The sequence below is a fragment of the Serratia sp. Res13-Sevr-LER1-36-b genome (assembly GCF_015673035.1).
Lineage (GTDB): Bacteria > Pseudomonadota > Gammaproteobacteria > Enterobacterales > Enterobacteriaceae > Chania > Chania fonticola_C.
This window is the reverse complement of sequence record NZ_JADACK010000038.1, coordinates 280,305-303,433: the sequence shown is the minus strand read 5'-3', so window position 1 is coordinate 303,433 and position 23,129 is coordinate 280,305. Positions and strand designations below refer to the sequence as shown.

Annotated in this window: 22 protein-coding genes; 16 read left to right on the top strand and 6 right to left on the bottom strand. The window is 54.7% G+C overall.

The window, feature by feature from the left end; translation table 11 throughout:
- Positions 1-170 precede the first annotated feature (170 nt).
- The 3 genes from IMQ33_RS23540 (at position 171) to IMQ33_RS23530 (ending at position 2,941) form a co-directional block, all read left to right on the top strand.
- The gene (locus tag IMQ33_RS23540; RefSeq protein ID WP_196062937.1) at positions 171-1,532 is read left to right on the top strand and encodes an esterase-like activity of phytase family protein; all 1,362 of its coding nucleotides are present in this window, start codon (positions 171-173) and stop codon (positions 1,530-1,532) included.
- A 335-nt stretch (positions 1,533-1,867) separates the two neighbouring features.
- The gene (locus tag IMQ33_RS23535; protein ID WP_098928466.1) at positions 1,868-2,149 is read left to right on the top strand and encodes a DUF1471 domain-containing protein; all 282 of its coding nucleotides are present in this window, start codon (positions 1,868-1,870) and stop codon (positions 2,147-2,149) included.
- 234 nt (positions 2,150-2,383) lie between these two features.
- The gene (locus IMQ33_RS23530) at positions 2,384-2,941 is read left to right on the top strand and encodes a class I SAM-dependent methyltransferase (protein ID WP_065683892.1); all 558 of its coding nucleotides are present in this window, start codon (positions 2,384-2,386) and stop codon (positions 2,939-2,941) included.
- On the opposite strand, the gene IMQ33_RS23525 is transcribed toward IMQ33_RS23530, so the two are convergent.
- Complete coding sequence (locus IMQ33_RS23525) at positions 2,942-3,403, bottom strand: GNAT family N-acetyltransferase (RefSeq protein ID WP_065683893.1); 462 nt, start codon at positions 3,401-3,403, stop codon at positions 2,942-2,944.
- 219 nt (positions 3,404-3,622) lie between these two features.
- Here IMQ33_RS23525 and IMQ33_RS23520 point away from each other — a divergent pair, with 219 nt between their 5' ends.
- On the top strand, positions 3,623-4,141 hold the full coding sequence (locus IMQ33_RS23520; protein ID WP_065683894.1) for a GNAT family N-acetyltransferase: 519 nt from the start codon (positions 3,623-3,625) through the stop codon (positions 4,139-4,141).
- 119 nt (positions 4,142-4,260) lie between these two features.
- Positions 4,261-4,785 (top strand): shikimate kinase AroL, encoded by a 525-nt coding sequence (aroL, locus tag IMQ33_RS23515; protein WP_065683895.1) that lies wholly within the window; start codon positions 4,261-4,263, stop codon positions 4,783-4,785.
- A 108-nt stretch (positions 4,786-4,893) separates the two neighbouring features.
- Here aroL and IMQ33_RS23510 read toward each other — a convergent pair whose 3' ends face one another.
- Positions 4,894-5,613, bottom strand: a complete 720-nt coding sequence (locus tag IMQ33_RS23510; RefSeq protein WP_370573176.1) for a helix-turn-helix transcriptional regulator — start codon at positions 5,611-5,613, stop codon at positions 4,894-4,896.
- Positions 5,614-5,714: 101 nt separating this feature from the next.
- On the opposite strand from IMQ33_RS23510, the gene IMQ33_RS23505 reads away from it, so the two are divergent.
- The 6 genes from IMQ33_RS23505 (at position 5,715) to ppnP (ending at position 10,784) form a co-directional block, all read left to right on the top strand.
- Entirely contained in the window at positions 5,715-6,104 is a 390-nt protein-coding gene (locus IMQ33_RS23505; protein ID WP_065683935.1) for a nuclear transport factor 2 family protein, read from the top strand.
- 58 nt (positions 6,105-6,162) lie between these two features.
- Positions 6,163-6,357: a YaiA family protein gene (locus IMQ33_RS23500; RefSeq protein WP_021180227.1), complete on the top strand. Its 195-nt coding sequence runs from the start codon at positions 6,163-6,165 to the stop codon at positions 6,355-6,357.
- Positions 6,358-6,763: 406 nt separating this feature from the next.
- On the top strand, positions 6,764-7,537 hold the full coding sequence (locus IMQ33_RS23495; RefSeq protein ID WP_196062936.1) for an IclR family transcriptional regulator: 774 nt from the start codon (positions 6,764-6,766) through the stop codon (positions 7,535-7,537).
- Between the two features lie 213 nt (positions 7,538-7,750).
- Positions 7,751-9,319: an OPT/YSL family transporter gene (locus IMQ33_RS23490; RefSeq protein ID WP_196062935.1), complete on the top strand. Its 1,569-nt coding sequence runs from the start codon at positions 7,751-7,753 to the stop codon at positions 9,317-9,319.
- 60 nt (positions 9,320-9,379) lie between these two features.
- Positions 9,380-10,309, top strand: a complete 930-nt coding sequence (locus IMQ33_RS23485; protein WP_196062934.1) for a DUF1177 domain-containing protein — start codon at positions 9,380-9,382, stop codon at positions 10,307-10,309.
- A gap of 184 nt (positions 10,310-10,493) precedes the next feature.
- The gene (gene ppnP, locus IMQ33_RS23480; protein WP_021180225.1) at positions 10,494-10,784 is read left to right on the top strand and encodes a pyrimidine/purine nucleoside phosphorylase; all 291 of its coding nucleotides are present in this window, start codon (positions 10,494-10,496) and stop codon (positions 10,782-10,784) included.
- A gap of 76 nt (positions 10,785-10,860) precedes the next feature.
- Here the strand turns inward: ppnP and rdgC are convergent, their stop codons facing one another.
- Positions 10,861-11,772, bottom strand: coding sequence for a recombination-associated protein RdgC (rdgC, locus tag IMQ33_RS23475; RefSeq protein WP_021805520.1), 912 nt, complete (start codon positions 11,770-11,772; stop codon positions 10,861-10,863).
- Positions 11,773-12,012: 240 nt separating this feature from the next.
- Between rdgC and mak the strand changes: the two genes are divergently transcribed.
- Positions 12,013-12,921, top strand: coding sequence for a fructokinase (gene mak, locus IMQ33_RS23470; RefSeq protein ID WP_196062933.1), 909 nt, complete (start codon positions 12,013-12,015; stop codon positions 12,919-12,921).
- Between the two features lie 59 nt (positions 12,922-12,980).
- Here the strand turns inward: mak and licT are convergent, their stop codons facing one another.
- The 3 genes from licT to sbcD all read right to left on the bottom strand — a co-directional run bounded on the left by licT (position 12,981) and on the right by sbcD (position 18,522).
- Complete coding sequence (licT, locus tag IMQ33_RS23465; RefSeq protein WP_065683901.1) at positions 12,981-13,838, bottom strand: BglG family transcription antiterminator LicT; 858 nt, start codon at positions 13,836-13,838, stop codon at positions 12,981-12,983.
- Between the two features lie 206 nt (positions 13,839-14,044).
- The gene (gene sbcC, locus IMQ33_RS23460) at positions 14,045-17,296 is read right to left on the bottom strand and encodes an exonuclease subunit SbcC (protein WP_196062932.1); all 3,252 of its coding nucleotides are present in this window, start codon (positions 17,294-17,296) and stop codon (positions 14,045-14,047) included.
- Positions 17,293-18,522, bottom strand: coding sequence for an exonuclease subunit SbcD (sbcD, locus tag IMQ33_RS23455; RefSeq protein WP_196062931.1), 1,230 nt, complete (start codon positions 18,520-18,522; stop codon positions 17,293-17,295). Before sbcD ends, sbcC begins: the two co-directional genes overlap by 4 nt.
- A 202-nt stretch (positions 18,523-18,724) precedes the next feature.
- Here sbcD and phoB point away from each other — a divergent pair, with 202 nt between their 5' ends.
- The 4 genes from phoB (at position 18,725) to IMQ33_RS23435 (ending at position 22,997) form a co-directional block, all read left to right on the top strand.
- Positions 18,725-19,414, top strand: a complete 690-nt coding sequence (phoB, locus tag IMQ33_RS23450) for a phosphate response regulator transcription factor PhoB (RefSeq protein WP_021180214.1) — start codon at positions 18,725-18,727, stop codon at positions 19,412-19,414.
- A gap of 24 nt (positions 19,415-19,438) precedes the next feature.
- A complete protein-coding gene (phoR, locus tag IMQ33_RS23445; RefSeq protein WP_024528666.1) occupies positions 19,439-20,755 on the top strand; it encodes a phosphate regulon sensor histidine kinase PhoR in 1,317 nt (438 codons plus the stop codon).
- Positions 20,756-20,767: 12 nt separating this feature from the next.
- A complete protein-coding gene (locus IMQ33_RS23440; protein WP_196062930.1) occupies positions 20,768-21,706 on the top strand; it encodes a PstS family phosphate ABC transporter substrate-binding protein in 939 nt (312 codons plus the stop codon).
- A 187-nt stretch (positions 21,707-21,893) separates the two neighbouring features.
- Positions 21,894-22,997: a cobalamin-independent methionine synthase II family protein gene (locus IMQ33_RS23435; protein WP_065683905.1), complete on the top strand. Its 1,104-nt coding sequence runs from the start codon at positions 21,894-21,896 to the stop codon at positions 22,995-22,997.
- Positions 22,998-23,129: the final 132 nt, after the last annotated feature.

The following is a 23,129-nucleotide window of genomic DNA, read 5'->3' as shown; positions in this document are numbered from 1 at the left end:
TTCGCATGGGTAAATTCTTATTTTTCAATTGGTTTTTATCACTCAATAATGAAGGGCTGATTGTTTATTTCTATTTGTTATCCGCTGAATTAGACTCAGCTGTCATGAAAGTGTCACCGTTGGTGGTTAGGCTTTCAGGCTGTTACTTTCCCTTACAAAGAGTTAATGCTATGAGAATCAAACCGCTTGGCGTGTTGTTGGCCTCTGTATTACCGCTGTTGTCCCATGCTGCCGATATTGGCGTTGCTCGTTACAACGTCAGCTTTCCTGATGGCGATCGAGTGGGCTATTCCGGCGCTTTTGCCAGCCAGTTTCCCAATGGGCTACCGGTAGGGATTGGTTCCGGGCTGGTATTTAATGGCCAGGAAGGGGGGGATCTACTGCTGACCACCGTGACCGATCGTGGCCCGAACGCCGATGCGCCAGCAGTCGGCAAACAGGAGGCCAAGATTTTTGCCAACCCGGCCTTTGTTCCCCTATTGATGGAAATCCGTATTGGTGGCGGTAAGGCCATTGCCACCCAAGCCCGTCCTTTGCACGATGATAACGGCCCTGTTAGCGGCTTGCCGTTGCCTGGCAACCTGATTGGCTCAACGAATGAAGTGGCATTGACGGATACGCTCAAGCCGCTGGCGAGTGACAAACGCGGGTTGGATACCGAGGGGATCACGCCAGACGGCAAAGGGGGCTATTGGCTGTGTGACGAATATGGCCCCTTCCTGACCCATATCGATGGCCAGGGTAAAATTCTGGCGAAATATGGCCCAACGCCGTTAGCGGGGGAGCAAGCGGTTGCTAGCGGTCTGCCAAACATTATTAAATGGCGTCAACCGAACCGGGGTTTTGAAGGCGTAACCCGGTTGCCGGATGGGCGGATCCTGGCCGCGGTGCAGAGCACGCTGGATATCGATGGCAAGAGCAAGAACCAGGCGCAGTTTACCCGTTTAGTCAGCTTTGATCCTGCCAGTGGCAAAACGGCCATGTATGGTTATCCGATCGATATCGCCCGTTACCAGAAAGCCAAAGATGCCAAGATTGGCGATATCGTGGCGGTCGATAATCAACATATCCTGCTGATCGAACAGGGCAGTGACAAAGACAAGCAAATGATGAACAAGATCTATTTGGTTGATCTTAGCGAGGCCAGCGATCTGACGTCGTTCGATGGCCAGGGCAAGGCGTTGGAATTTGCTGATACCAGCGAACTGGCCAAGCGTGGGGTGAAGCTGGCCCAGAAACGTGAAGTGGTCGATCTGCGTAAACTGGGTTGGCAGCAGGAGAAGGTGGAAGGATTGGCGCTGATCGACAATCGCACACTGGCGGTGATTAACGACAACGACTTTGGTTTGCAGGCCAAGCTGGTCAACGCTGAGCCTGAAGGGAAGAAGATTGGCGACTATCAGCTGGATCAGCAAGGAAAGCTGAGTTTGGCAGGTAAACCGGTAAACACGACGATTGAATTGCGGCCATTGGTACAGCCAGAGTCCTTGAGCGAACTGTGGGTGCTGACCCTGCCAGAACCATTGCGCTGAACAGGTGCAGTAAGTTGATAGAAGAATGTCTGCCGGATAATTGGGCCAGGTTTGGCCCAATTATCCGTTGAGCGGGGGCAGGGAGAAAGAAAATTGCTTTAAAATAAACCGGGTTATCTCTGTTGACTAAATATAATTATTAATTTTTTCAAATAGAGCGTAAAATTTGCGCTATAAATAAAGTTATGCGCTATCAGGAAATACCCACTCTCACTTTCTCCTTATTTTGCTCACAATGATTGAGCTTCTTTACATTGGATGACGTCTGTTTTCAATGGTTAACTCATAATTAACCTCACTGAGAACGAGTTCAAATGAAAATAACGGAGTCAATCATGAAACTATTACCATGCATCGCAGCAGCACTGATCGCCACCGCTTCATTCTCCACCATGGCCGCAACCATGGGCGCCAAACAGGTTGATAGCACTCAAGCCAGCAGCATGCAGAGCATCGGCGTGGTGTCGGTTTCCGGTATTAGCGGCTCACCGGATGACGCTATCCATGCGTTGAAACAAAAAGCGACTGAAGACGGTGCAACGCACTATCGAATCATTGGCCTGGATAATCCAGGGGATTCCAGCGCTTGGCGTGGCACTGCGGAAGTTTATCGCTAATTAATCAACGATAAATAGCTGAGTGGCCAATGAGGTTGGCCAATATAATAGACGGCTGCGGATAATAATCTGTCCAATACTTTGTTGGTTGATTATTATCGCAGCCTTTTGGATTTTTATTTTATGATGCCTGGTTGCATTTGATTACAACTATCAGGACAGTTTTCGGAATGGGGTTAATGAAACCTTAAGAAATTCAGTCCACATTGGGGAACTCATACGACGGAGGCCTCAATGTTAAATGCGACACGGCTGCAACTAAAGCATCACTTTTCCTACCTTCAGCAGTTTATGGTCTCCCCCCGAACCGTGGGCACATTGGCACCTTCCTCCCAATGGCTCTGCCAGGCTATGTTGCACCAGATCGAGTGGACGCAAGCCTTGACGGTGGCCGAGCTTGGGGCGGCGGACGGTGTGCTGACCAAACGGATCCTGGGCCGCATGCGGGCCGATGCTCAACTGGATGCCTATGAAATTCAAACCAGCTTCGTCCACAAGCTGCAACAGATTGATGATGGCCGCCTGCGGGTGATGGCCTATTCGGCGGAAAGGCTGGAGCGCGATTACGACGTTATTTTTTCCTGCCTGCCGCTGCTGTCGATCCCGCTCAGGATAAGAGTGCGTATCTTGCAGCAGGCGCAGCAGCGTTTACGGGCCAACAACGGCACGTTGGTGCTGTTCCAATACAGCCATCTCTCGGAAAAGCTGCTCTCGCGCTATTTTCATTGGCAGCGGCGGCTGGAGGTGCGTAACTTCCCCCCTGCGTTGGTGTATGTGTGTACCCCGCGCTGATCATAGCCGCTTTTCCATCACCACCACTTCGTCGCCATATTGCTGGCGGCGTTCAATAGTCTGCCAGCCCCAACCGGCGTACAACCCCTCGCTGTGATCGGTGATCAGATGCAGAACGGGATGGCTGCGTTGTTGTGCCGCGCTGACGATCGCCTGCTCCAGGCGCTGGGCAATACCCTGCCGACGATGATCCGGGTGTACAAAGACACCGGCCAGCCAGGGGGAGAGGTCCATGCGATGATGGTCGTCACTTGGCCACAGGCTGGCCATCCCCAGTGGGCGCTCGCCATCAATCAGTAGCAGCGTCAGGAAATCCTCGCTGGGTTTACTGCACAAAGCAAAGCGTTGGCGGGTACGTTCTAGCGTGCCGCCTCGTTGTGAACCCCATTGGCCGAATGCCCAAGCGGCACAGACATCGGCAAAGTGTGGGTAGTCTGTCAGCGTAACGATCTGTTGAGCCATATTTATCCCCCGGTGTTGTGATACCAATTTAGCCTGCAAGGCCGCAGCGTGGCGACTGCTTTTGGTTTTTTATCTGCTGAGATTGTTCAGGGCGTATCTTCGCTGTTGATTGAATATTTAAATGAGAGTAATTATCATATAGCACTTTGTGGCGCTATTGGTGATTTCTGCCTGCGGCAAAATCTGTTTAAATAGCCGGCCGCTAACCAGGAGCCAGACATGAGCCTGAAGCTACGCTTGGCACAACCGCAGGATATCCCGCAGTTGGTCGCGGTTGAACGCTCCGCCGCCCAGCTGTTTCGCCAGCAGCCAGAGTTACAGTTTATTGCCGAAGGTGAGGTGATGAGCCCGCGGCAGCACGTCGATTTTATCGAGCAGCAGCAGGAGTGGGTGATGGCTAGCCCAACTGAGCAGATCGCCGGTTTTATCGCGGTGCAGCCATTTCCGCACAGCTGGCATATCGCCGAGCTTTCGGTTGCGGCCAATTGGCAGCGGCAAGGCGTGGGCAAGCGCCTGATCGAAGAGATTGCCCGGCTGGCCTTGCGCCAAGGCATCCAACGGTTAACGCTAACGACGTTCGTGCAAGTGGCATGGAATGCACCTTATTACCAGCGCCTTGGCTTTCGCACCATTCCTGTTGCACGGTTGGATGCGTATCTACAGCATCTTCTGGCGCAGGAGGTAGAACATGGGTTTACTGCCAATAGCCGCTGTGCTATGGAATTTACACTATCGTAAAGATTGAAATACAGATTCAGGGCGGTATGATGCAGTTACAACGCCAACGCTCGATCGACCTGCGGACAGGTTCGCAGGCAATCTAATGCATTCAGTCACCGCAAAAGGGACAACCCGTAATGACACAAGCCATTTTTATGGTAGGAGCTCGTGGAGCAGGTAAAACCACGGTCGGCAGTGCATTGGCGCAGGCGCTGGGCTATCGGTTTATCGACACCGATCTGTTTATGCAGCAAACCACGCAAATGAGCGTAGCGGAAATGGTCGCACAGGTGGGTTGGCAGGGATTTCGTCAGCGCGAAACCCAGACCCTGCAAGCGGTAACTCAACCGTCAACCATAGTTGCCACTGGCGGTGGGGCGATCCTGGCCGAAGAGAACCGGCGTTTTATGCGTCAGCATGGCACAGTGATCTACCTACGTGCCCCAGCCAGCGTATTGGCGCAACGGCTGGCAGAGTTTCCGGAAGAGGGGCAGCGCCCAACGCTCACTGGCCGTCCCATTGCCGAAGAAATGCTGGAAGTATTGGCGGTACGTGAGGCTCTCTATCAGGAGGCTGCGCACCATGTTATGGATGGCACCGCTAATCCCCAGCAGGTAGTCGAGCAAATCTTGGCGGTCTTGCAAGGCGAGGCGGTAAAGTAATTTTCCCTGGCCACATCTTGTGCCACGATATCACTGACCAATCCCAACCCACTCGCTATGTGCTGTAGGGGCGCCGCATGCTGCGCCCGCTTAGCCGCAGCCGATTAACTAAGTAAAATAAAGCCCTGGCGTTATGCCAAATCGCTGACGGAAGGCGGCAATATAGGCGCTGACGTTCTCATAGCCACATTCGTTGGCTACGTTAGCAACGGGCATACCGGCCGATAGCGCCTCCAACGAACGGATCACCCTGGCTTGTTGACGCCAGCGGGAAAAACTCATGCCGGTTTCCTGCATAAAGCGTCGGCTAAGGGTGCGGGGGCTTAAGCCCGCCCATGCAGCCCATTCACCTTGTTGGCGATCATTGGCGGGATCGTTCAATAAGCCATAGGCAATTCTCAGCAACCGGGCATCTTGTGGCAGCGGTAGTTGCAGCGGTTCGGCCTCCTCGCTTCGCATCTCATCGAGCAGAATCTCCACCAAACGTTGTTGCGCCATGTCGAGCGGCGCAGAAAACTGTGCAATGCGTTCAACCAGCGCCAAGCTTAAGGCGTTGGCGGCGGTCAGGCGTGGCGTTGCCGCCAATGTGTTGCCGCAGGTCTCGGGTAAATAAAGGATCCAGCCGATCACCTTGCCGCAGGCCAGTGCCTGATGAGGGCAGTGGGGCGGAAGCCAGCCAAGGTTACCGGCAGTCATTGCCCACTGCTGCCCCGCGGTTTCTAACATCATCATGCCGTGGGTCAACAGATAGACCTGCCCCTGTTGATGCTGATGCCAAGGCGTCAGGTGTTTTTTAGCGTGCAACAAACGTTCGCTGTGCAGTTTCATCAGGTTGGCCGATTAGCGTTATTGAATAGCTTGATACGGTTATTATGCCATTGCTGATTGCCTTTATGCTCTTTGGACGCTATCACACCGGAGAGAACAGCATGATTCACCAAACTCTTGTCCTTACGGCTTTACAGCAAATTGTAGCTAATCCTGAACACCAGCCCGAGCTGATTGCCAATCTGTTCAGCCGCCACTATCACCAGACGGTGGATGGTCATACGCTAGATTACCCGCAGTTTATCCAGCATATGGCCTTGCTTAAACAGATCACCTGCAGCATGCAGCTTCAGATCCTCGCCATCGCCGCCGCCGGGGAAAATGTCTTCACCCATCATTGGGTGAATATTGAAAAACGTGATGGCAGCCAGAGCCAGATTAGGGTGTTAGCCCATTTCACCGTGCGTGATGGCCAGATCCAATCCTGTGTTGAACTGACACAGTTGCTGGCCGGTGAACACCAGGACCGGGATTTGGGGTCGCGCCGATAACTGGCATTTCAGTGTGGTTGTCTATACTTAACAACAGGTCATCACATTGGAGAGCACTATGCCGAGTAAACCTCCCTACCCGAGAACGGCGCGTATCAAGGCCGTAGACAAGGGCGAAGTGGGCAAGCAGGTTCGTTGGTATGAGCTACGGGCCGATCACCCCAAACCCGATACGCTGATCAGCGAGCATGAAACCGAGCGGGAAGCGTTAGACGCCAAGCGGCGTTACGAGGATGAAAGCCTGGGTGAATAGCCTGTGGAGTAACAACAAGTGGCCGGTATAAACCGGCTTCATTTTTTCAACTGCGTTGTGCTATCCCCGATCGGTTTTTCCCCGCATTTGGTTCCATCTCCATCATTCTGTCCGAGACTTCTCTCGCCATGTATATCTTACGCCATCTTTTAATAGCGGTATCAACCGCGCTGACGACTTAGCGAATATTGGTAGCTTATGCTGATATTGACGCTGAAAGACGGACATATGCCAATTATCTCGGAAAATGACTTTGCTATCTGTGCAGTATTCTCAATGTTAAAGCATCATTCGCTGTAATTTCGCTGTGTGATAAAAATAAACTGCTTGACGATAAGTGGAATGGGTTTTAGGTTTCTAAATATTGATTGGGAACTGGGTTCCATATAGTGGAACAAGACGAGCCATGACTACCTTGGAAAATGCTGCTGCGGTATTAAAACTATTTTCTCAACGGCAGATAACGCATGGCCAAGGGGGGATTTCTTTTACTGATGTCGTCGAAAGGTTGAGGCTGCCAAAAAGTACCGTATCGCGCCTGCTACAAACGATGGAAAGCCAGGGGCTGTTAGAGCGGGATCCGCAAAGCCGTCAGTACCATATTGGCTATCTGCTGCTTGGGGTGGCTAGCCATTATCTTTCCACTCCGTTGGTGGAAAGTGCCACGGCGGCGATGATGCAGCTTAATCAGTTAACCTTCTGTACCGGCTATATATCGGTGTTGGAGGGGCGGGAGAATTGGGTGATGCGTACGCTGCCTGGCCGCCATTTTTTGCAGGTGGTGACACCGGTGGGGGCCAATTCGCCAGCGGCAGAAACTTCTGTGGGGCGCGCGATACTTGCGCGCGAGAGTGATGAGCAGGTGCGTGAGCGTTTTGCTGCTGGCTACCAGGTCGCTTCGGCAAACTCTCCAAAAACGCTGGAGGCATTGCTGCAAAAGTTGGCAACCATCAGGCAACAGGGCTGGTCATTAGCCCGTAACGAAACGCTGCCGGGGATCAGTTCATTGGCAACCTCGGTGATGAATAAGCACCGCAGTGAGACGGTGGGGTTATGCCTCTCTTTCCCCTCGCAGACCGAGGACCAGCCTTATTCTCCCCAAGTGCTTGAGGCATTAATGACGGTTTCCCGGCAACTGGCAGAAAAACTCGGTGATGACTATTGGCAACAGATCAAATAGCTCACCGTAAACCGGCTTGATTAGCGCGCCAACACCAGGGCATATCGCTGATGAGTTAATGGTAGAGAGCGTCGTTCTACCATTAATGTGGCCAAGGCAGGCACTAAATAATTTATTTCACCGCATAGGGTTTCGAATAATGGAACTCTATCGGCAATCTGTGTCAGAAATATTATTTTTGCCATTTAGCAGGGATATTCACAGGGTGGATTTATGAAACCAGATATAACGAGTAATCCATTGAAAGATATCGGTACGTTACTGGTGATGGTGCTGTTATCCGTCGTCGGGGCGATAATTGGCGTACAGTTGATCACCACATTGGGCGTGACGCCTAATACTTCGATTATCGGTGCGCTGATCGCCATGCTGCTGGCCCGGATCCCGCTGCGCATGTTCCAACGCTATCGTTCGATACACACTCAGAATCTGGCCCAAACGGTAATTTCCTCAGCCACCTTCGGGGCGGCCAATAGCCTGCTGATGCCGATTGCCGTGCCTTATGTCATGGGACAACCGCAATTGATCCTGCCGATGTTTTGCGGCGTAGCGGCGGCGATGCTGCTGGATGCTTACCTGCTGTACCGGATGTTTGACACTAAAGTGTTCCCGGCGGCGAATGCCTGGCCCCCGGGAGTCGCGGCGGCGGAGGCTATCAAGGCTGGTGACCGTGGTGGTAAACAGGCCTGGTTGCTGGTTGTCGGCGTTGTTGTGGGGATTGCAGGCTCGATGTTGAAGATCCCCATGGCGGCCTTCGGTACTGCATTTATTGGCAATATCTGGGCGCTGAGCATGTTCGGTGTTGGCCTGCTGCTGCGTGCTTATGGCCAGCCGCTGACCGGTGTCGACATCAATGCGCACTATATTCCGCATGGCGTGATGGTCGGTGCCGGGCTGGTGGCATTGATCCAGGTGGTGCAGGTGATCCGCAACAAAAATCAAAGTTCGACATCTACCTATACCCAACCTGACAGCGAAGTACGCAAAGCCTTGGGTCTGGGGGCTGTCGGATATGTCGTGATTGCCGGGATGCTGGCTTTGGGGGGCGGGCTATACAGCGAAATGTCGCTGACCATGCTGGTGCTGTTTGTCATCTATGCCGCGTTTGCTGCCTTTGTACATGAATTGATCGTCGGCATTGCGGCGATGCATTCCGGCTGGTTTCCGGCGTTTGCGGTGGCGCTGATCACGCTGATCGTTGGGATCATGCTTGGTTTCCCTCCTCTGGCGCTGTGCATTCTCACCGGATTTACCGCAGCGACCGGGCCGGCGTTTGCCGATATGGGCTTTGATCTTAAAGCCGGTTTTATCCTGCGGGATTACGGTAAGGATTTACAGCAGGAACTGCTGGGGCGGCGTATTCAGCTGATTGCCGCCATGATTGCTTTTGTGATCGCCATTCCCGTGGTTTATCTCTCGTACACCAGCTATTTCCTGCAGGAATTGATCCCACCGGTGGCCCGGGTATACGCCAAAACCATTGAGGCAGGAGCCCAGCCCGGTATTGCGTCCAGCCTGCTGATTTGGGCTATACCAGGTGCGATAGTGCAGTTTATTGGGGGGCCTAAACGCCAGCTCGGCGTGCTACTTGCGACAGGTTTGCTGATTAATAACGCCTTGGCAGGATGGGCGGTGCTTGCCGGTATCGCGCTGCGCATTCTGATCATCAAACGCTGGGGGGATAAAGGCCGCGCGCCGATGGAGATCATGGCTGCCGGGTTTATTGCCGGTGATGCGCTATACAACTTCTTCAACTCGATCTTTTCCAGCAAGGGAAAATAACGCCGTGCCTGCAATTGCGGGAGGCATAAACCTATCAGGCAACATTTGCGAGGGATTAACATGAGTTTGCAACAAACGCTGCAGGTCTTTGAGCTGATTGATAATGCCTATGTCAAAGGGCAGGACGTGGTCGATCTGTTTGCCCACTACCCGTCGGTCAAGGCCAGCACTCATCGTGTCAGCGGTGAGAAGGGCACCACGGATTTTGTCCGCATCGAGATCCCTGGCAGTGCAGGCAAGCAATCCGGTGGTGATGCGCCAACGTTGGGAATTATTGGCCGGTTGGGCGGCATTGGAGCTCGCCCCACGCGCATAGGATTGGTGTCAGACGGTGACGGGGCGATTGCGGCGCTCGCCAGTGCACTAAAGCTGGCAGAAATGCAGCGAAAAGGTGACGTTCTGCCTGGTGACGTGGTGATCACTACGCATATTTGCCCGAACGCACCCACTCGCCCACACGATCCGGTCGATTTTATGGATTCACCCATCGATGACGTCACGATGAATGATAACGAAGTGGTGCCGCAAGCCGATGCCATTTTGTCGATCGATACCACCAAGGGCAATCGCATTATCAACCACAAGGGCTATGCGCTGTCACCGACGGTGAAACAGGGCTACATCCTGCGGGTGTCGGAAGACCTTTTGCGTCTCATGGAAATGACCAGTGGCCGCCCGGCAGTGACCTTCCCGATCACCATGCAGGACATTACGCCCTATGGTAATGGTGTTCATCATCTCAACAGTATCCTGCAACCTTCAACGGCTACGGCAGCGCCAGTGGTCGGTGTGGCAATTTGTACTGAGTCGGTAGTGCCGGGCTGTGGCACCGGTGCCAGCCATGAAGTGGATATCGCGCTGGCGGTGAAATTTGCCGTGGAAGTGGCCAAAGAGTTTGGGCGTGGTACCTGCAGCTTCTACGATCCTGCTGAATATGACCGTCTGCTGGCGCTTTATGGCAGCCTGAGCCATTTTCAACAGCGGAAATAACCGTGATGCCTGCCAGATTGAATGAGCAATAGAACACCGAACGTTGGTCACCGAACTCATTGTTTGATCCCGCTCATGTTTTGCCGTGCGTAACGATCGCATTTCGCATCAAAAACCAGTGACAGACCCGGATTCATCCCCCAATATGGAGATCCCTCAAAGATGATTACGCAGGTGCCAGTCTATGCTGAAAGTGAACGAGTATTTTGCCGGGAAAGTGAAGTCTATCGGTTACGATAGTAGCAGCATCGGTCGTACCAGCGTCGGGGTGATGGAAGAGGGTGAGTACACCTTCGGTACCGCACAGCCGGAAGAGATGACGGTGATCACCGGGGCATTGAAAGTGCTGTTACCGGGCGCACCAGATTGGCAGGTGTTTACGCCAGGCGAGAAGTTCTTTGTGCCTGCGCAGAGTGAATTCAACGTTCAGGTTGCCGATGCGACGGCCTACCTGTGTCGTTATCTGAGTAAGTAATCAGTACAGTTTGGCCGGGGATGAAGATTTTCCCCGGCACTCCTCAGAGGGCGCAACTTGTTGCGCCCCTTCTGTTTTAGCGCTGTGCTTCGCCACCCAAGGCTTCGATGGTGTTGCTGATCAAGGCCGCCAGTTCGCTGGTCATCAGGATGAAGTCGGCATCGAAACGCTGGGCAAAATCCTCACGATCGATATCATCGTTCTGATCGCGCAGCGTATCGGCAAACTTCAGGCGCTTGAGTGAGCCGTCGTCGGCCAGCACCAGTTGGATGCGTTCCTGCCAATCTACCGCCAGCTTGGTTACCAGCTTGCCAGCTTCGATATGTACGGCAATCTCGTCGCTGATCAGGTTCTGCTTCTTACAGCGGATCACCCCGCCTTCTTCCAGAATGGCCTTCAGTTCAGCCTCATCCTGAATGATAAAACCGGCTGGTAGTTCGCCGGAGCGGACCCATTCGGTCAGCGTCAGCTCGATCGGGCTTTCCATGGTCAAAGGTACCACCGGCAGAGAGCCCAGGCTTTTACGCAGCAGCGCCAGCATATCTTCGGCGCGTTTGGCGCTGGCGGCATCGACCATAATCAGATCGTTAACGGTATCGATCCACATATAGGTCTGGTTGAAGCGGCTGAAGGCGCGTGGCAGCAGGCTGTGCAGCACTTCATCTTTCAGGGAGTCTTTCTCGGTTTTTTTCAGCTTGCGGTGCTGCTCGCCTTCCAGTTTTTCGATCTTGGCCTGTAGCTCTTGTTTCAGTACCGGAGAGGGCAGGATCTTCTCTTCTTTACGGGCGCAAATCATGATCTGGCCGTTAACCGCGTGCGTCAGTGCGTCGCTGTGAGAACCCATCGGGGAAACCCAGCCGGTTTTCGCCATGTCCTGGCTGCCACACGGGGTGAAGGCAAAGGCGCTGAGCTGTTTTTCCATTTCATCCGCAGTTAGCGCAACGTCGCGGCTCAAACGGTAAACCATCAAATTCTTAAACCACAGCATAATGTTATCCCAGGCTGGGCGTGCATTTGGCACGCAGATTCATCAAAAGCAGGGCGGCATAATAACGAATTGACGCTGAAAAATCGCCTCATTCCCGCTGATTTGCGTCCACTGCCGCGTTTCACACAGCCAGATAGGGGAATTGCCATTGGCGTCACATTCGGTGAGCGTGGCGTGAGCCGGGCTATGCGCTACACTGGGCGGCAAGTTTGTTGTCGCGCTGAATTGGGGAGAGAAATTGTGCGTATTGGTATCGATCTGGGTGGCACTAAAATTGAAGTGATTGCATTGGCTAACGATGGAGCGGAGCTGTTCCGTCATCGCATTGCCACCCCTCGTCATGATTATCAGCTGACGCTTGAGGCTATCTGCGGGCTGGTGACGCTGGCGGAGGAAAAAACCGGCCAGCAAGGCTCGGTGGGCGTGGGGATCCCTGGGACGCTGTCGCCCTTTACCGGCCTGGTAAAAAATGCCAACTCCACCTGGCTGAATGGTCAGCCGATGGATAAAGATCTTTCCGCAATGTTGCAACGTGAAGTGCGACTGGCTAACGATGCCAACTGCCTGGCTGTATCAGAAGCCACTGATGGCGCCGCTGCCGGAAAAAAAACCGTGTTTGCGGTGATCATTGGCACCGGTTGTGGGGCTGGAGTTGCGATAAGCGGCCAGGTGCATTCCGGGGGCAATGGCATTTCCGGCGAGTGGGGCCACAACCCGTTGCCGTGGTTGGATGAGGACGAACTGCGTTTTCGCGCCGAAGTGCCCTGTTACTGCGGCAAGCAAGGCTGTATAGAAACCTTTATCTCCGGTACCGGTTTCGCTACCGACTATGCACGGTTGAGTGGTCAAACGCTGCAAGGCCACGAAATTATGGCGCTGGCTGCACAACAGGATGCGGTGGCAGAGTTGGCTATTCAGCGTTACGAAATGCGGCTGGCGAAGTCTCTGGCTCACGTGATCAATCTCTTTGATCCCGATGTGATCGTCCTGGGCGGCGGCATGAGCAACGTGGAGCGGCTGTATCAAACGGTGCCGTCACTGGTGAAGCCTTGGGTATTTGGCGGCGAGTGCGAAACGCCAATCCGTAAGGCAATACACGGTGATTCCAGCGGTGTACGCGGTGCAGCCTGGTTATGGCCTCAGGTGTAACAAACCTCAAGCGCCTTACTCCGTAGGGGGGCAGTTTGCAGCCCCCTACGTTGAGAACCCTAATCCTTTGGCGCGTAGTCTTTTTCGCTTTCGCTGCGTACCCGCTCGATATGGATGGTCAGAAACAGCATCTCTTCGCTGGTCAACTGGTGCTGGTAGTTCTTCTCGATGTGCTGGTTGATCTTGCCAGCACAGGCGAATGACTCGCGGTATTTCTCCTTCACTACCTGATACAGCGAATCGTCCTCGCTGTTGACGTAATTCTTGCCTAGCAGGCGCTGGGCAAAGAATTTCAGGTGGGTGACAAAACGATGGTAGCTGAGGGTTTCCTCGTTGTAGTCAAAACGGAAATGATATTTGACGATATTGAGGATCTCCTGCATCACGCGGGTGATATGCAGGGTGTTGTGCATTTCGTCATTGAGCTGCGCGTTGACCAGGTGCAAGGCGATAAACCCAGCTTCGTCTTCCGGCAACGTAGTTTCCAGGCGCTGGGCGATGATGGTTAACGCCTCAAGCCCGATGGCAAACTCGTTTGGATAGAGTTTCTTGATCTCCCACAGCAGTGCGTTCTTGATATCCAGCCCTTGCGCGTGGCGTTGCAGCGCAAAATGGATATGGTCGGTCAGCGTGATGTAGACAATGTTATGCAGTTTCCCCGGCAGCCGCTCGCGGGCGAGGGTGATGATCTTGTCTGCGGTGGTGACACATGCCAACGGGATCTCCGCCAGCAGTTCTTTGTAGCGTTCGCTCATTTCGCCACTGTTGAGGGTGAACACCTTTTCAATCAGGCTTTCATCCACACTTTCCCCGGCTTTCTTTTGAAAGCCAATGCCACGCCCCATAACCACCGTTTCTTCCTGATGGTCATTCAGCGTAATCACTACGTTATTATTGAGTATTTTAGCGATTTTCATGGCTATTCCCGGCCCGCTGAAAACGAAAAAACCCGACGTCCAGGAGCGATCCCGGAGGTCAGGTTTTGCCTGTATGCACAGTGACAATCCTGTAATCATTATCATGATAACCGTTGTCGGCTCTGGCTCAATGCTTTTCAGCCTGTACTGTCGCCGCGATCACACTTCTGGTGGTAGTTACCTCTTGACGTAAACCTCAGTCGCGGTCATTCGATGCGAAACTGCGCGTCCAGTCGGCTGACCCCCAGCCCATTGACCTTTTTCACCTTAATCTGTACCGGGATACGCTCCTTCATCGCCTCCACGTGGCTGATCACGCCGATGGTTTTGCCGGTGGCGTTAAGGCTGTCCAAGGCGTCTAGCGCGGTATCCAGCGTCTCGGCGTCCAGCGTGCCGAAGCCCTCGTCCAGGAACAGCGAATCGATGCTGGTCTTGTGGCTGACCAGATCGGACAAGGCCAGCGCTAGCGCCAGACTCACCAGGAAGCTTTCACCGCCGGAAAGGGTACGGGTGTCGCGCAGGGCATCGGCCTGCCAGGTATCAACCACCTGTAGCTCCAGCGCATCACTGGTTTTGCGCTGCAACAGATAGCGCCCGTGCAGGCGGCCAAGCTGGTTGTTGGCCAGATACACCAGGTGATCCAGGGTCAGGCCCTGAGCGAACTTGCGGAACTTGTCGCCCTCCTTGGAGCCGATAAGCTGGTTGAGCAGGCTCCAGTCGTCATACTGCTGTTGGCTTTGGGCGATCTGTTCGAACAGGGACTGTTGATTGAGGCGGCGCTCGGCATCGCTGCTCAGTTGGTTGCGCACCTCACCTTGGCGCAGCTGTAGTGTTTTCAGCCGCTCTGCCAGTTCGCTGAGCGCGGTGGTGAGTTGCTCAATATTAACCTGGGTTTCATCCAGTTCCGCAGGGCGATCTAGCCGGTGCTGTTCCAGAGCTTGTACGGCCTGCGCCAACAGCGTTGTGGCCCGCACCTGGCGCTCCTGCAACTGCTCTTTGTGCTGCTGTAAGCGCTGGCGTACGTCGTCATCCAGTAGCGCGGCGTTGAATGCGGCCTCATCGTCGAAGGTGCTGCTAGCCAAGGCCTGCTGCCACTGTTGCTCGGCCTGTTGTCCCCGTTCGGCTTGCTGTTGCTGCTGTTGCTGCAAACCGACCCACTGGCCAGCCAGGCGATCGCGCTGCTCCTGGGCTTTGTGCAATAGCTCAGTAGCCTGTTGTAAGGCGTGCTCTGCGGCGATTTGTGCCGTGCGTAACTGCTCACGGGCTTCAGCCACCGTTCTCTCACCAAACAGCGCGATGCGTTCGTTACGCTGTGCCAGCAGCTGAGTTTCATTCGTCAGGCACTGCTGTTGCCACTGTGCCAATTGGCGCTGGGTTTCCTGCTGGCTTTTCTGCAGTAGCTCAAAGCGCTCATTCAGCCGCGCCGTTTCCTGTTGCGAACTCTGCTGTTCAGTTTGCAGGGCATTCAGGGCATCCTTCGCAAGCTGTACGGCCTTGGCGAGCCGTTCGTGCTGCAACAGCAGTTGCTGACTGGCCTGTTCCTCACTATCGCAAGCCTCCAGCCAGGCGGTTAACCGGGCGCTGTCTTGCAGCGTAAAGTCGAAGGCCAAGGGCGCGCTGAGGGTTTGCCAGCTTTGCAGATAGCTTTCCTGCTGCTCAAGTTCCTGGTTCAACTGCATTTGCAGGCGTTGCTGCTGCTCTTTCAGGCTTTCACTGCGTGCGCGCAGCTCTGTTCCTTTAGTGTGCAGCTCTTCGGTTTGGGTGCGCAATTGAGCGACGCGCTGTTCCGTTTCTGACGGTTTGACGGCCTGATATTGCTCGATCGCCGGATGCTGCGTGGAGCCGCACAGCGGGCAGGGGGCATCGGTTTGCAGACGCGCCCGTTCGGCTTCCAGACTGACGATGCGCTTTTCCAGTTCGAGCGTTTTCTCAACGTCTGTCAGATGCGCTTTTTGCTGTTTATACTGCTGGCGCACCGCATCGAGCTGGGTTTCTACTTCGGTCAGCTGTTTTTGGCGCGTAGTGAATTCGAGCCGCTGCTGCTCAAGGCGCTGTTGGTTCTGCTGGAACAGTAAGGCCAGTTTGGACAACTGTTGACGAACCGGGCGCAAGCCACTCAGTTCGGCCTGGCGGTGACGCAGTTTCTCCTGTGGGGATTGCGCCTCTAACGTGGCTTGCTGCTGGAGTTGGCTATCCAGCGCCGCCGTGAGTTCAAGCTGCCTGGCCTGATATTGACCCGCCAGGGTAGCCAGTTGGCCGCGTCTTTCGGTGAGTTGTTCCAGCGCACGCCGCAGCTCTTCGCTTTGCTGCTGGCTCTCCGCATGCTGTTTACGCGCTTCTGCCAGTTGGTTTTGCGATTGAGCAATCTGATGATCGAGCGGCAACACCTTGTCATCTATCAGCGTTTGCTGTTGCTGCTGATGTGCCGCCTGGGCTTGCCTGGCCTTTTGCGCCTGATCCAACTGCTGCTGTAACGGGATTAGTTCGGCCAATTGCCGCTCTTGCTGCTGAGCCAACTGTTCGATCTGTTGCTGCAACGCCAAACGATCCCGCTGACAACGATTACGCTCATTGAGCAACGGGCGCAGTTTCTCGGCAGGCTCACTGCGAGCTAACTGTTGCAACTGCGGTTCGGACAGTTGGAACTCCTGCTGCACACCAGCCAGCTGTTGCTGATAATCCTGAGTCTGTTGCTGGATGGTTTGCCAGCGTTGTAGCCAGCTCAACTGATGCTGTTGCTGCTGTGATTGTTGGTTAAGAAGCTGCTCTTCAGCCCCCAGTTCCCCTAGCTGGTTTTCCAGCACCTGGCGCTGCTCATCATTGAGCAGTTCAATCCCGCTGGCGCGGTGATGTAAAGCGTCCAGATCGCTTTTCGCCTGTTTGTGCTGTTCGAAGACCTGTGCCGATAGCCGCCCATAAATCTCGGTGCCGGTCAGTTCTTCCAGCAGTTCGGCACGTTCGTTGGCCTTGGCGTTCAGGAAGGCGGCGAACTGGCCCTGCGACAGCATCATCGATTTGGTGAAGCGGCCAAAATCCAGTCCGGTGATTGCGGCAATCAGTTCTTTTTTATCGGAAATTTTATCCGCCAGGATTTTGCCGTCTGCCCGCAGTGCCAGCTCCACCTTGGGAGCCTGCAGGTTGCCGTCCGGATCGTTTTTCGCACGGCGTTGGCTCCAGAAGGCGCGATAGCCGACGCCTTTGACCTCAAACTCCACTTCTGCCAGCGATTCGGCGGTGTGGCGGGTCATCAATTCGTTTTGGCTGGCGCTGACTTCCAGCCGCGGCGTCTGGTGATAAAGTGCCAGGCAGATGGCATCCAGCAGGGTGGTTTTACCTGCTCCTGTGGGGCCGGTGATGGCAAACAGGCCGTTGCTGGCGAAGGGTTCCGCCGTGAAGTCGATTTTCCACTCGCCCTGTAGCGAGTTGAGGTTTTTCAGCCTTAGGCTCAGGATCTTCATGCCGATGGCTCCTCATGCTGATGCAAGGTTTCTACCACCTGCTGGAACATCTGCCGCATCTGCTGTTGGCGCGGTTCGGCCATCTCGGCTTCCAACGCCAAGCGGCGCTCGAAGACTTCGCCGACGCTTAACTCATTCAAGGTTTCTTTATCCTGCTGGGCAATGGTCTGGCTACGTTGCTCTTTACTGCGCCGCAGCAACACCACTTCAACCGGTAAATCTTCCGCCAGCTGTTGGATGCGGCGCTGAATATCGCTGAGGTAATCCTGAGTGGCTACTTCGATATCCAACCAAACCGGGAATTCGCCCTGATAATCGGCAAACTGCTGCAATTGAGCCTCTATTTGCTGCAAATCACCTTTGATCAGCTGCATGGGCTGGAAGGTGGGGATCTCCAATGGTGTGATCCGTTGCAGCGCACCGTCGGCAAAATCGACCAGAAACACGCTTTTGGCTTTGCCTAACTCGTCAAAACTCAATGGGATTGGTGAGCCGCTGTAGCGGATATGCTCCGATTTGGCGACGTTCTGCGCGCGATGGATATGCCCCAACGCAATGTAATCGGCAGGGGGGAACGCCTGGGCCGGAAAGGCGTCTAGCGTACCGATATAGATATCCCGTACCGAATCCGAGGTGGTGACGCCCACGGTGGTTAAATGGCCTGTGGCGACGATCGGCAGTGGCAAACCCAACGCATCGCGGCGCGTACAGGCCGCCTGATACAGGTTTTGGTAGTGTTCGGCGATGGCCTCTTGCAGAGCTTGCTGCTTTTGGTTGCCAGACTCACCGGCGCGGCTGGTGAGCAGATCCCGTGGGCGCAGGAACGGAATGGCGCAAAGTACCGCACCTGGTTGGCCATCAAGCTGATTGAGCACCACGATTTGCTGCTCAAGCTCGCTTTGCGCGTTGGCAATCACGGTGGTATTCAGGCAGGAAAGCAGCTCACGTGATTCGTTCAGCGTGGCCACGGAGTCGTGGTTGCCGCCCAGCACCACCAGTTGGCAGCCGGTACGTTGCAGCTCCACCACAAAGCGGTTGTACAGTTCACGGGCGTAGCTGGGTGGGGAGCCGGTATCGAATAAATCGCCTGCGACGATCAGCGCATCCACCCGCTGCTGTTCCACCTGTTCGATCAGCCAACGTAAGAAGGCCTGATGCTCGGCGGCGCGGCTTTTGGTGAAAAAGTACTGGCCCAAATGCCAGTCGGAGGTATGGATCAGGCGCATAGGTCTTCCATCGCTAACAGGAGGATAAGGGCGTAAACGGGCCTTATCGTAACTCAAGCATGATGATATTTCTTTAACGTCAGGAATAATCGCTATGCTTACTGCGATCGACCGGGCTTTTTTTTCATAAAAGTGTCACAAAACTGACGCATAATGGCGACCGCAATCAACTGAGATCGCTAACACATTGGCAGGATTGACGATGGCAAGACGCATACTGGTGGTGGAAGACGAAGCGCCGATCCGTGAGATGGTGTGCTTTGTGTTGGAACAGAATGGTTACCAACCGTTGGAAGCCGAGGATTATGACAGTGCCGTCACGCGCCTGTCTGAGCCGTTCCCTGATTTGGTGTTACTGGACTGGATGTTACCGGGGGGGTCCGGCATTCAGTTTATCAAGCATATGAAGCGCGAGGCGATGACCCGGGATATCCCGGTGATGATGCTGACCGCGCGCGGTGAAGAAGAAGATCGGGTACGTGGCCTGGAGGTTGGTGCGGATGATTACATCACCAAACCGTTCTCGCCCAAGGAGCTGGTGGCACGTATCAAGGCGGTGATGCGCCGTATTTCACCAATGGCAGTAGAAGAAGTGATTGAAATGCAGGGGCTAAGCCTGGATCCTTCCTCGCACCGGGTGATGGCCAATGAGCAGGCGCTGGAGATGGGGCCGACCGAGTTCAAACTGCTGCACTTCTTTATGACTCATCCGGAGCGTGTTTATAGCCGCGAACAGTTGCTTAATCACGTCTGGGGCACTAACGTTTATGTGGAAGACCGCACCGTTGATGTGCATATCCGCCGGCTGCGTAAGGCGCTGGAGACCAGTGGTCATGACAAGATGGTTCAAACCGTTCGCGGCACCGGTTATCGGTTCTCAACGCGCTACTGATCGCACTGCGCTGGAGAGGTTACCGTGCTAGAACGTTTATCGTGGAAGAGGCTGGCGCTGGAGCTGGCCCTTTTTTGCCTGCCTGCCTTATTGCTGGGGCTGATTTTCGGTTATCTGCCCTGGCTGCTGTTGGTTTCGGTGCTGGCTGCGCTGGCCTGGAACTTCTATAACCAACTCAAACTTTCCCACTGGCTGTGGGTGGATCGCAGCATGACGCCGCCGCCGGGCCGCTGGAGCTGGGAGCCGCTGTTCTATGGCCTGTACCAGATGCAGCAGCGTAACCGCCGCCGCCGCCGTGAGCTGGCGCTGTTGATCAAACGCTTTCGCAGCGGGGCCGAATCCTTACCGGATGCGGTAGTGATGACCACCGTTGAGGGCAATATCTTCTGGTGCAACGGCCTGGCACAGCATCTGCTGGGCTTTCGCTGGCCGGAAGATAACGGCCAACACATTCTCAACCTGCTGCGCTATCCGGAATTCAGCCATTATCTGCAACAGCAAGAATTTACCCGGCCGCTGACGCTACAGCTGAATAACGAGCACTTTGTCGAATTCCGTATCATGCCCTATTCCGAAGGCCAGTTGCTGATGGTGGCACGTGATGTGACCCAGATGCGCCAACTGGAAGGAGCCAGACGCAACTTCTTCGCCAACGTCAGCCATGAGTTGCGTACGCCGTTAACGGTGTTGCAAGGCTACCTGGAGATGATGAGCGATGAAGAGCTGGATGGTTCGCTGCGTGGCAAAGCCTTAGGCACCATGCAAGAGCAGACCAAACGCATGGATGGGTTGGTAAAGCAGTTGCTCACGCTCTCCAGGATCGAGGCTGCACCAAACGTGGATATGAACGAGAAGGTGGATATTCCGTTAATGCTGCGGGTGTTGCAGCGTGAGGCGCAGTCGCTCAGCGGTGGTAATCACCAGATCAATTTCCGGGTGAATGAAAATCTGCAGGTGTTCGGTAACGAGGATCAACTGCGTAGTGCGGTTTCCAATCTGGTGTACAACGCCGTCAACCATACTCCGGTGGGCACCAATATCGAAGTGAGTTGGCAGCAGACGCCACAGGGGGCTCAGTTCCAGGTCAGTGATAACGGGCCGGGCATTGGTGCCGAACATATCCCGCGCCTGACCGAGCGTTTCTATCGCGTGGATAAAGCGCGTTCGCGCCAGACCGGCGGCAGTGGGCTCGGGTTGGCCATCGTGAAGCATGCGCTCAGCCACCATGATTCACGGCTGGAGATCCTCAGCGAGCCAGGCATTGGCACCCGTTTTATCTTTACCTTGCCTAACCGGTTGATTGTTCCCGCGGCTTTAGCAGAGAATGCGGTGAAAAATTAACAGGTAGCCGCCATGAATCGATTTACTCAAGCTTTGCTGCTTTGCCTACTGTTGTCGGTTGGCCGCGGGGCCGTGGCTGCTCCGGATGGCATGCTTTCCGGCAACCTGTCCAGCGTGGGCTCCGATACCCTTGCCAACCTGATGGCGCTATGGGGGCAGGATTTCAGCCGACACTATCCCAACGTGAACCTGCAACTGCAGGCTGCCGGTTCCTCGACGGCACCCACCGCATTGGCCGCAGGAGCGGCGCAGCTTGGGCCAATGAGCCGGCCAATGAAGGCGGCGGAAGTGTCGGCGTTTGAGCACCGCTATGGCTATGCGCCGCTGGCGGTGCCGGTCGCGGTTGATGCGCTGGTGGTGCTGGTGCATCAGGACAATCCGCTAGGTGGCTTGAACCTGCAACAGCTGGATCAAATCTTTTCCGCTACCCGCCGCTGTGGGGAAAACACGCCGATTAACCGCTGGGGAGAGCTGGGGCTGCAGGGCAGTTGGCAGCAACGTGCCTTGCAACGCTTTGGCCGCAATTCCGCCTCGGGTACCTATGGGTATTTCAAACTGCGCGCGTTATGCGGTGGTGATTTTATGGCGCGAGTGAATGAACTTCCGGGGTCGGCCTCGGTGGTGCAGGCGGTGGCCGGATCGTTAAACGGCATTGGCTATGCCAGCATCGGTTTTCGTGCCAGCGGGGTGCGGTTGTTGCCTCTGGCAGAAACGGGTGACCGTTATATTGAACCTAGCGAAACCAACGTGCGTAACGGCAGCTATCCGTTGGCGCGTTACCTGTATATCTACATCAACAAAGCTCCCAACCAGCCGCTGGAACCCCTGACGGCGGCATTCCTCGACCGTGTACTGTCTGCTCAGGGGCAGGATCTGGTTAATCACGACGGTTATTTGCCGCTACCGCCAGCTACGCTGCGCAAAACCCGCATGCTTCTGGGGCTGGATTAGTCTGCCAACTTGAATTTAATTCAACACCAATGAAAATTTCTCCATTGCCGAGTAACCGGTGACATGAAAGGATGCACTTAAGCGGTGTAGACGTCTGGATGTCTATTTGTAACCCAGCGTAATAATTCAACTTGTCAATGATTGGAACTGATGGCGGCTAGCCCTCAGTGCATCATCGGAGCAGAACATGTCCAAAGCCAGCCATGCCTTTCACGCCGACGTTGTCGGTAGCCTGTTGCGCCCTGCGGCGCTGAAAACGGCCCGTCAGCAGTTTCAGAATGGTGAGATCGACGCGGCTCAGCTGCGCGCAGTAGAAAACGAGCAAATCCGCCATATTGTCGGCAAACAGCAAGAGATCGGCTTACAGGTCGTGACCGATGGCGAGTTTCGTCGTGCCTGGTGGCACTTCGACTTCCTTGAGGGGCTTGATGGTGTAGAAGGCTACGACGTGGAGCAGGGCATTCAGTTTAACGGAGTGCAAACCAAGGCCCGCAGCATCAAGGTGACCGGCAAACTGGGCTTTAGCAACCATCCGATGCTGGAGGATTTCCGTTTCCTGAAAAGCGTAGCCGGTGATGCAGTACCGAAGATGACCATCCCGAGCCCGAGCGTGCTGCATTTCCGCGGTGGCCGTAAGGCGATCGACCCGCTGGTGTACCCGGATCTGGATAGCTACTTTGACGATCTGGCACAAACCTACCGCGATGCGATCAAAGCCTTTTACGACGCAGGCTGCCGCTACCTGCAGCTCGACGATACCGTCTGGGCCTATCTGTGCTCCGACGATCAGAAGCGCCAGATCCGTGAGCGGGGTGAAGATCCTGAGCAATTGGCTCGTACCTACGCAGAGGTTCTGAATAAAGCCATCGCCGGTAAACCGGAAGACTTAACCATTGGTCTGCACGTTTGCCGTGGTAACTTCCGTTCCACCTGGATCTCGGAAGGCGGTTATGAGCCAGTGGCGGAAATCCTGTTTGGCCAGGTGAATATTGATGCCTTCTTCCTGGAATATGATAACGAACGATCTGGCGGTTTTGAGCCACTGCGTTTTATCAAGCCGGGCAAGCAGCAGGTGGTGCTGGGGTTGATCACCACCAAGACCGGTGAGCTGGAAGATCCGGCGGTGGTGCAACAACGCATCAAGGAAGCAACGCAGTTCGTCGATATTAAACAGCTATGCCTGAGCACGCAGTGTGGCTTTGCCTCTACCGAAGAGGGCAACAGCCTGAGTGAGCAGCAGCAGTGGGATAAGCTGCGTAGCGTGGTCAATATCGCAGCGTCGGTCTGGTAAGCGCCAGTAAAATGAGCACATGACACGCGTTTAGCATCTGGTTATTGGTGTTTTCACGCACCGTGTAACCATTTGTTTCACATTTCGTGAGTGATGTGCTCAAAAATAATACAAATCATGTAGTGCATATTT

Bases quoted from the DNA above. Each gene is read 5' to 3' on its own strand.
- IMQ33_RS23540 (WP_196062937.1), top strand. From the start codon at position 171: ATGAGAATCAAACCGCTTGGCGTGTTGTTGGCCTCTGTATTACCGCTG.
- IMQ33_RS23535 (WP_098928466.1), top strand. From the start codon at position 1,868: ATGAAACTATTACCATGCATCGCAGCAGCACTGATCGCCACCGCTTCA.
- IMQ33_RS23530 (WP_065683892.1), top strand. From the start codon at position 2,384: ATGTTAAATGCGACACGGCTGCAACTAAAGCATCACTTTTCCTACCTT.
- IMQ33_RS23525 (WP_065683893.1), bottom strand. From the start codon at position 3,403: ATGGCTCAACAGATCGTTACGCTGACAGACTACCCACACTTTGCCGAT.
- IMQ33_RS23520 (WP_065683894.1), top strand. From the start codon at position 3,623: ATGAGCCTGAAGCTACGCTTGGCACAACCGCAGGATATCCCGCAGTTG.
- aroL (WP_065683895.1), top strand. From the start codon at position 4,261: ATGACACAAGCCATTTTTATGGTAGGAGCTCGTGGAGCAGGTAAAACC.
- IMQ33_RS23510 (WP_370573176.1), bottom strand. From the start codon at position 5,613: ATGAAACTGCACAGCGAACGTTTGTTGCACGCTAAAAAACACCTGACG.
- IMQ33_RS23505 (WP_065683935.1), top strand. From the start codon at position 5,715: ATGATTCACCAAACTCTTGTCCTTACGGCTTTACAGCAAATTGTAGCT.
- IMQ33_RS23500 (WP_021180227.1), top strand. From the start codon at position 6,163: ATGCCGAGTAAACCTCCCTACCCGAGAACGGCGCGTATCAAGGCCGTA.
- IMQ33_RS23495 (WP_196062936.1), top strand. From the start codon at position 6,764: ATGACTACCTTGGAAAATGCTGCTGCGGTATTAAAACTATTTTCTCAA.
- IMQ33_RS23490 (WP_196062935.1), top strand. From the start codon at position 7,751: ATGAAACCAGATATAACGAGTAATCCATTGAAAGATATCGGTACGTTA.
- IMQ33_RS23485 (WP_196062934.1), top strand. From the start codon at position 9,380: ATGAGTTTGCAACAAACGCTGCAGGTCTTTGAGCTGATTGATAATGCC.
- ppnP (WP_021180225.1), top strand. From the start codon at position 10,494: ATGCTGAAAGTGAACGAGTATTTTGCCGGGAAAGTGAAGTCTATCGGT.
- rdgC (WP_021805520.1), bottom strand. From the start codon at position 11,772: ATGCTGTGGTTTAAGAATTTGATGGTTTACCGTTTGAGCCGCGACGTT.
- licT (WP_065683901.1), bottom strand. From the start codon at position 13,838: ATGAAAATCGCTAAAATACTCAATAATAACGTAGTGATTACGCTGAAT.
- sbcC (WP_196062932.1), bottom strand. From the start codon at position 17,296: ATGAAGATCCTGAGCCTAAGGCTGAAAAACCTCAACTCGCTACAGGGC.
- sbcD (WP_196062931.1), bottom strand. From the start codon at position 18,522: ATGCGCCTGATCCATACCTCCGACTGGCATTTGGGCCAGTACTTTTTC.
- phoB (WP_021180214.1), top strand. From the start codon at position 18,725: ATGGCAAGACGCATACTGGTGGTGGAAGACGAAGCGCCGATCCGTGAG.
- IMQ33_RS23440 (WP_196062930.1), top strand. From the start codon at position 20,768: ATGAATCGATTTACTCAAGCTTTGCTGCTTTGCCTACTGTTGTCGGTT.
- IMQ33_RS23435 (WP_065683905.1), top strand. From the start codon at position 21,894: ATGTCCAAAGCCAGCCATGCCTTTCACGCCGACGTTGTCGGTAGCCTG.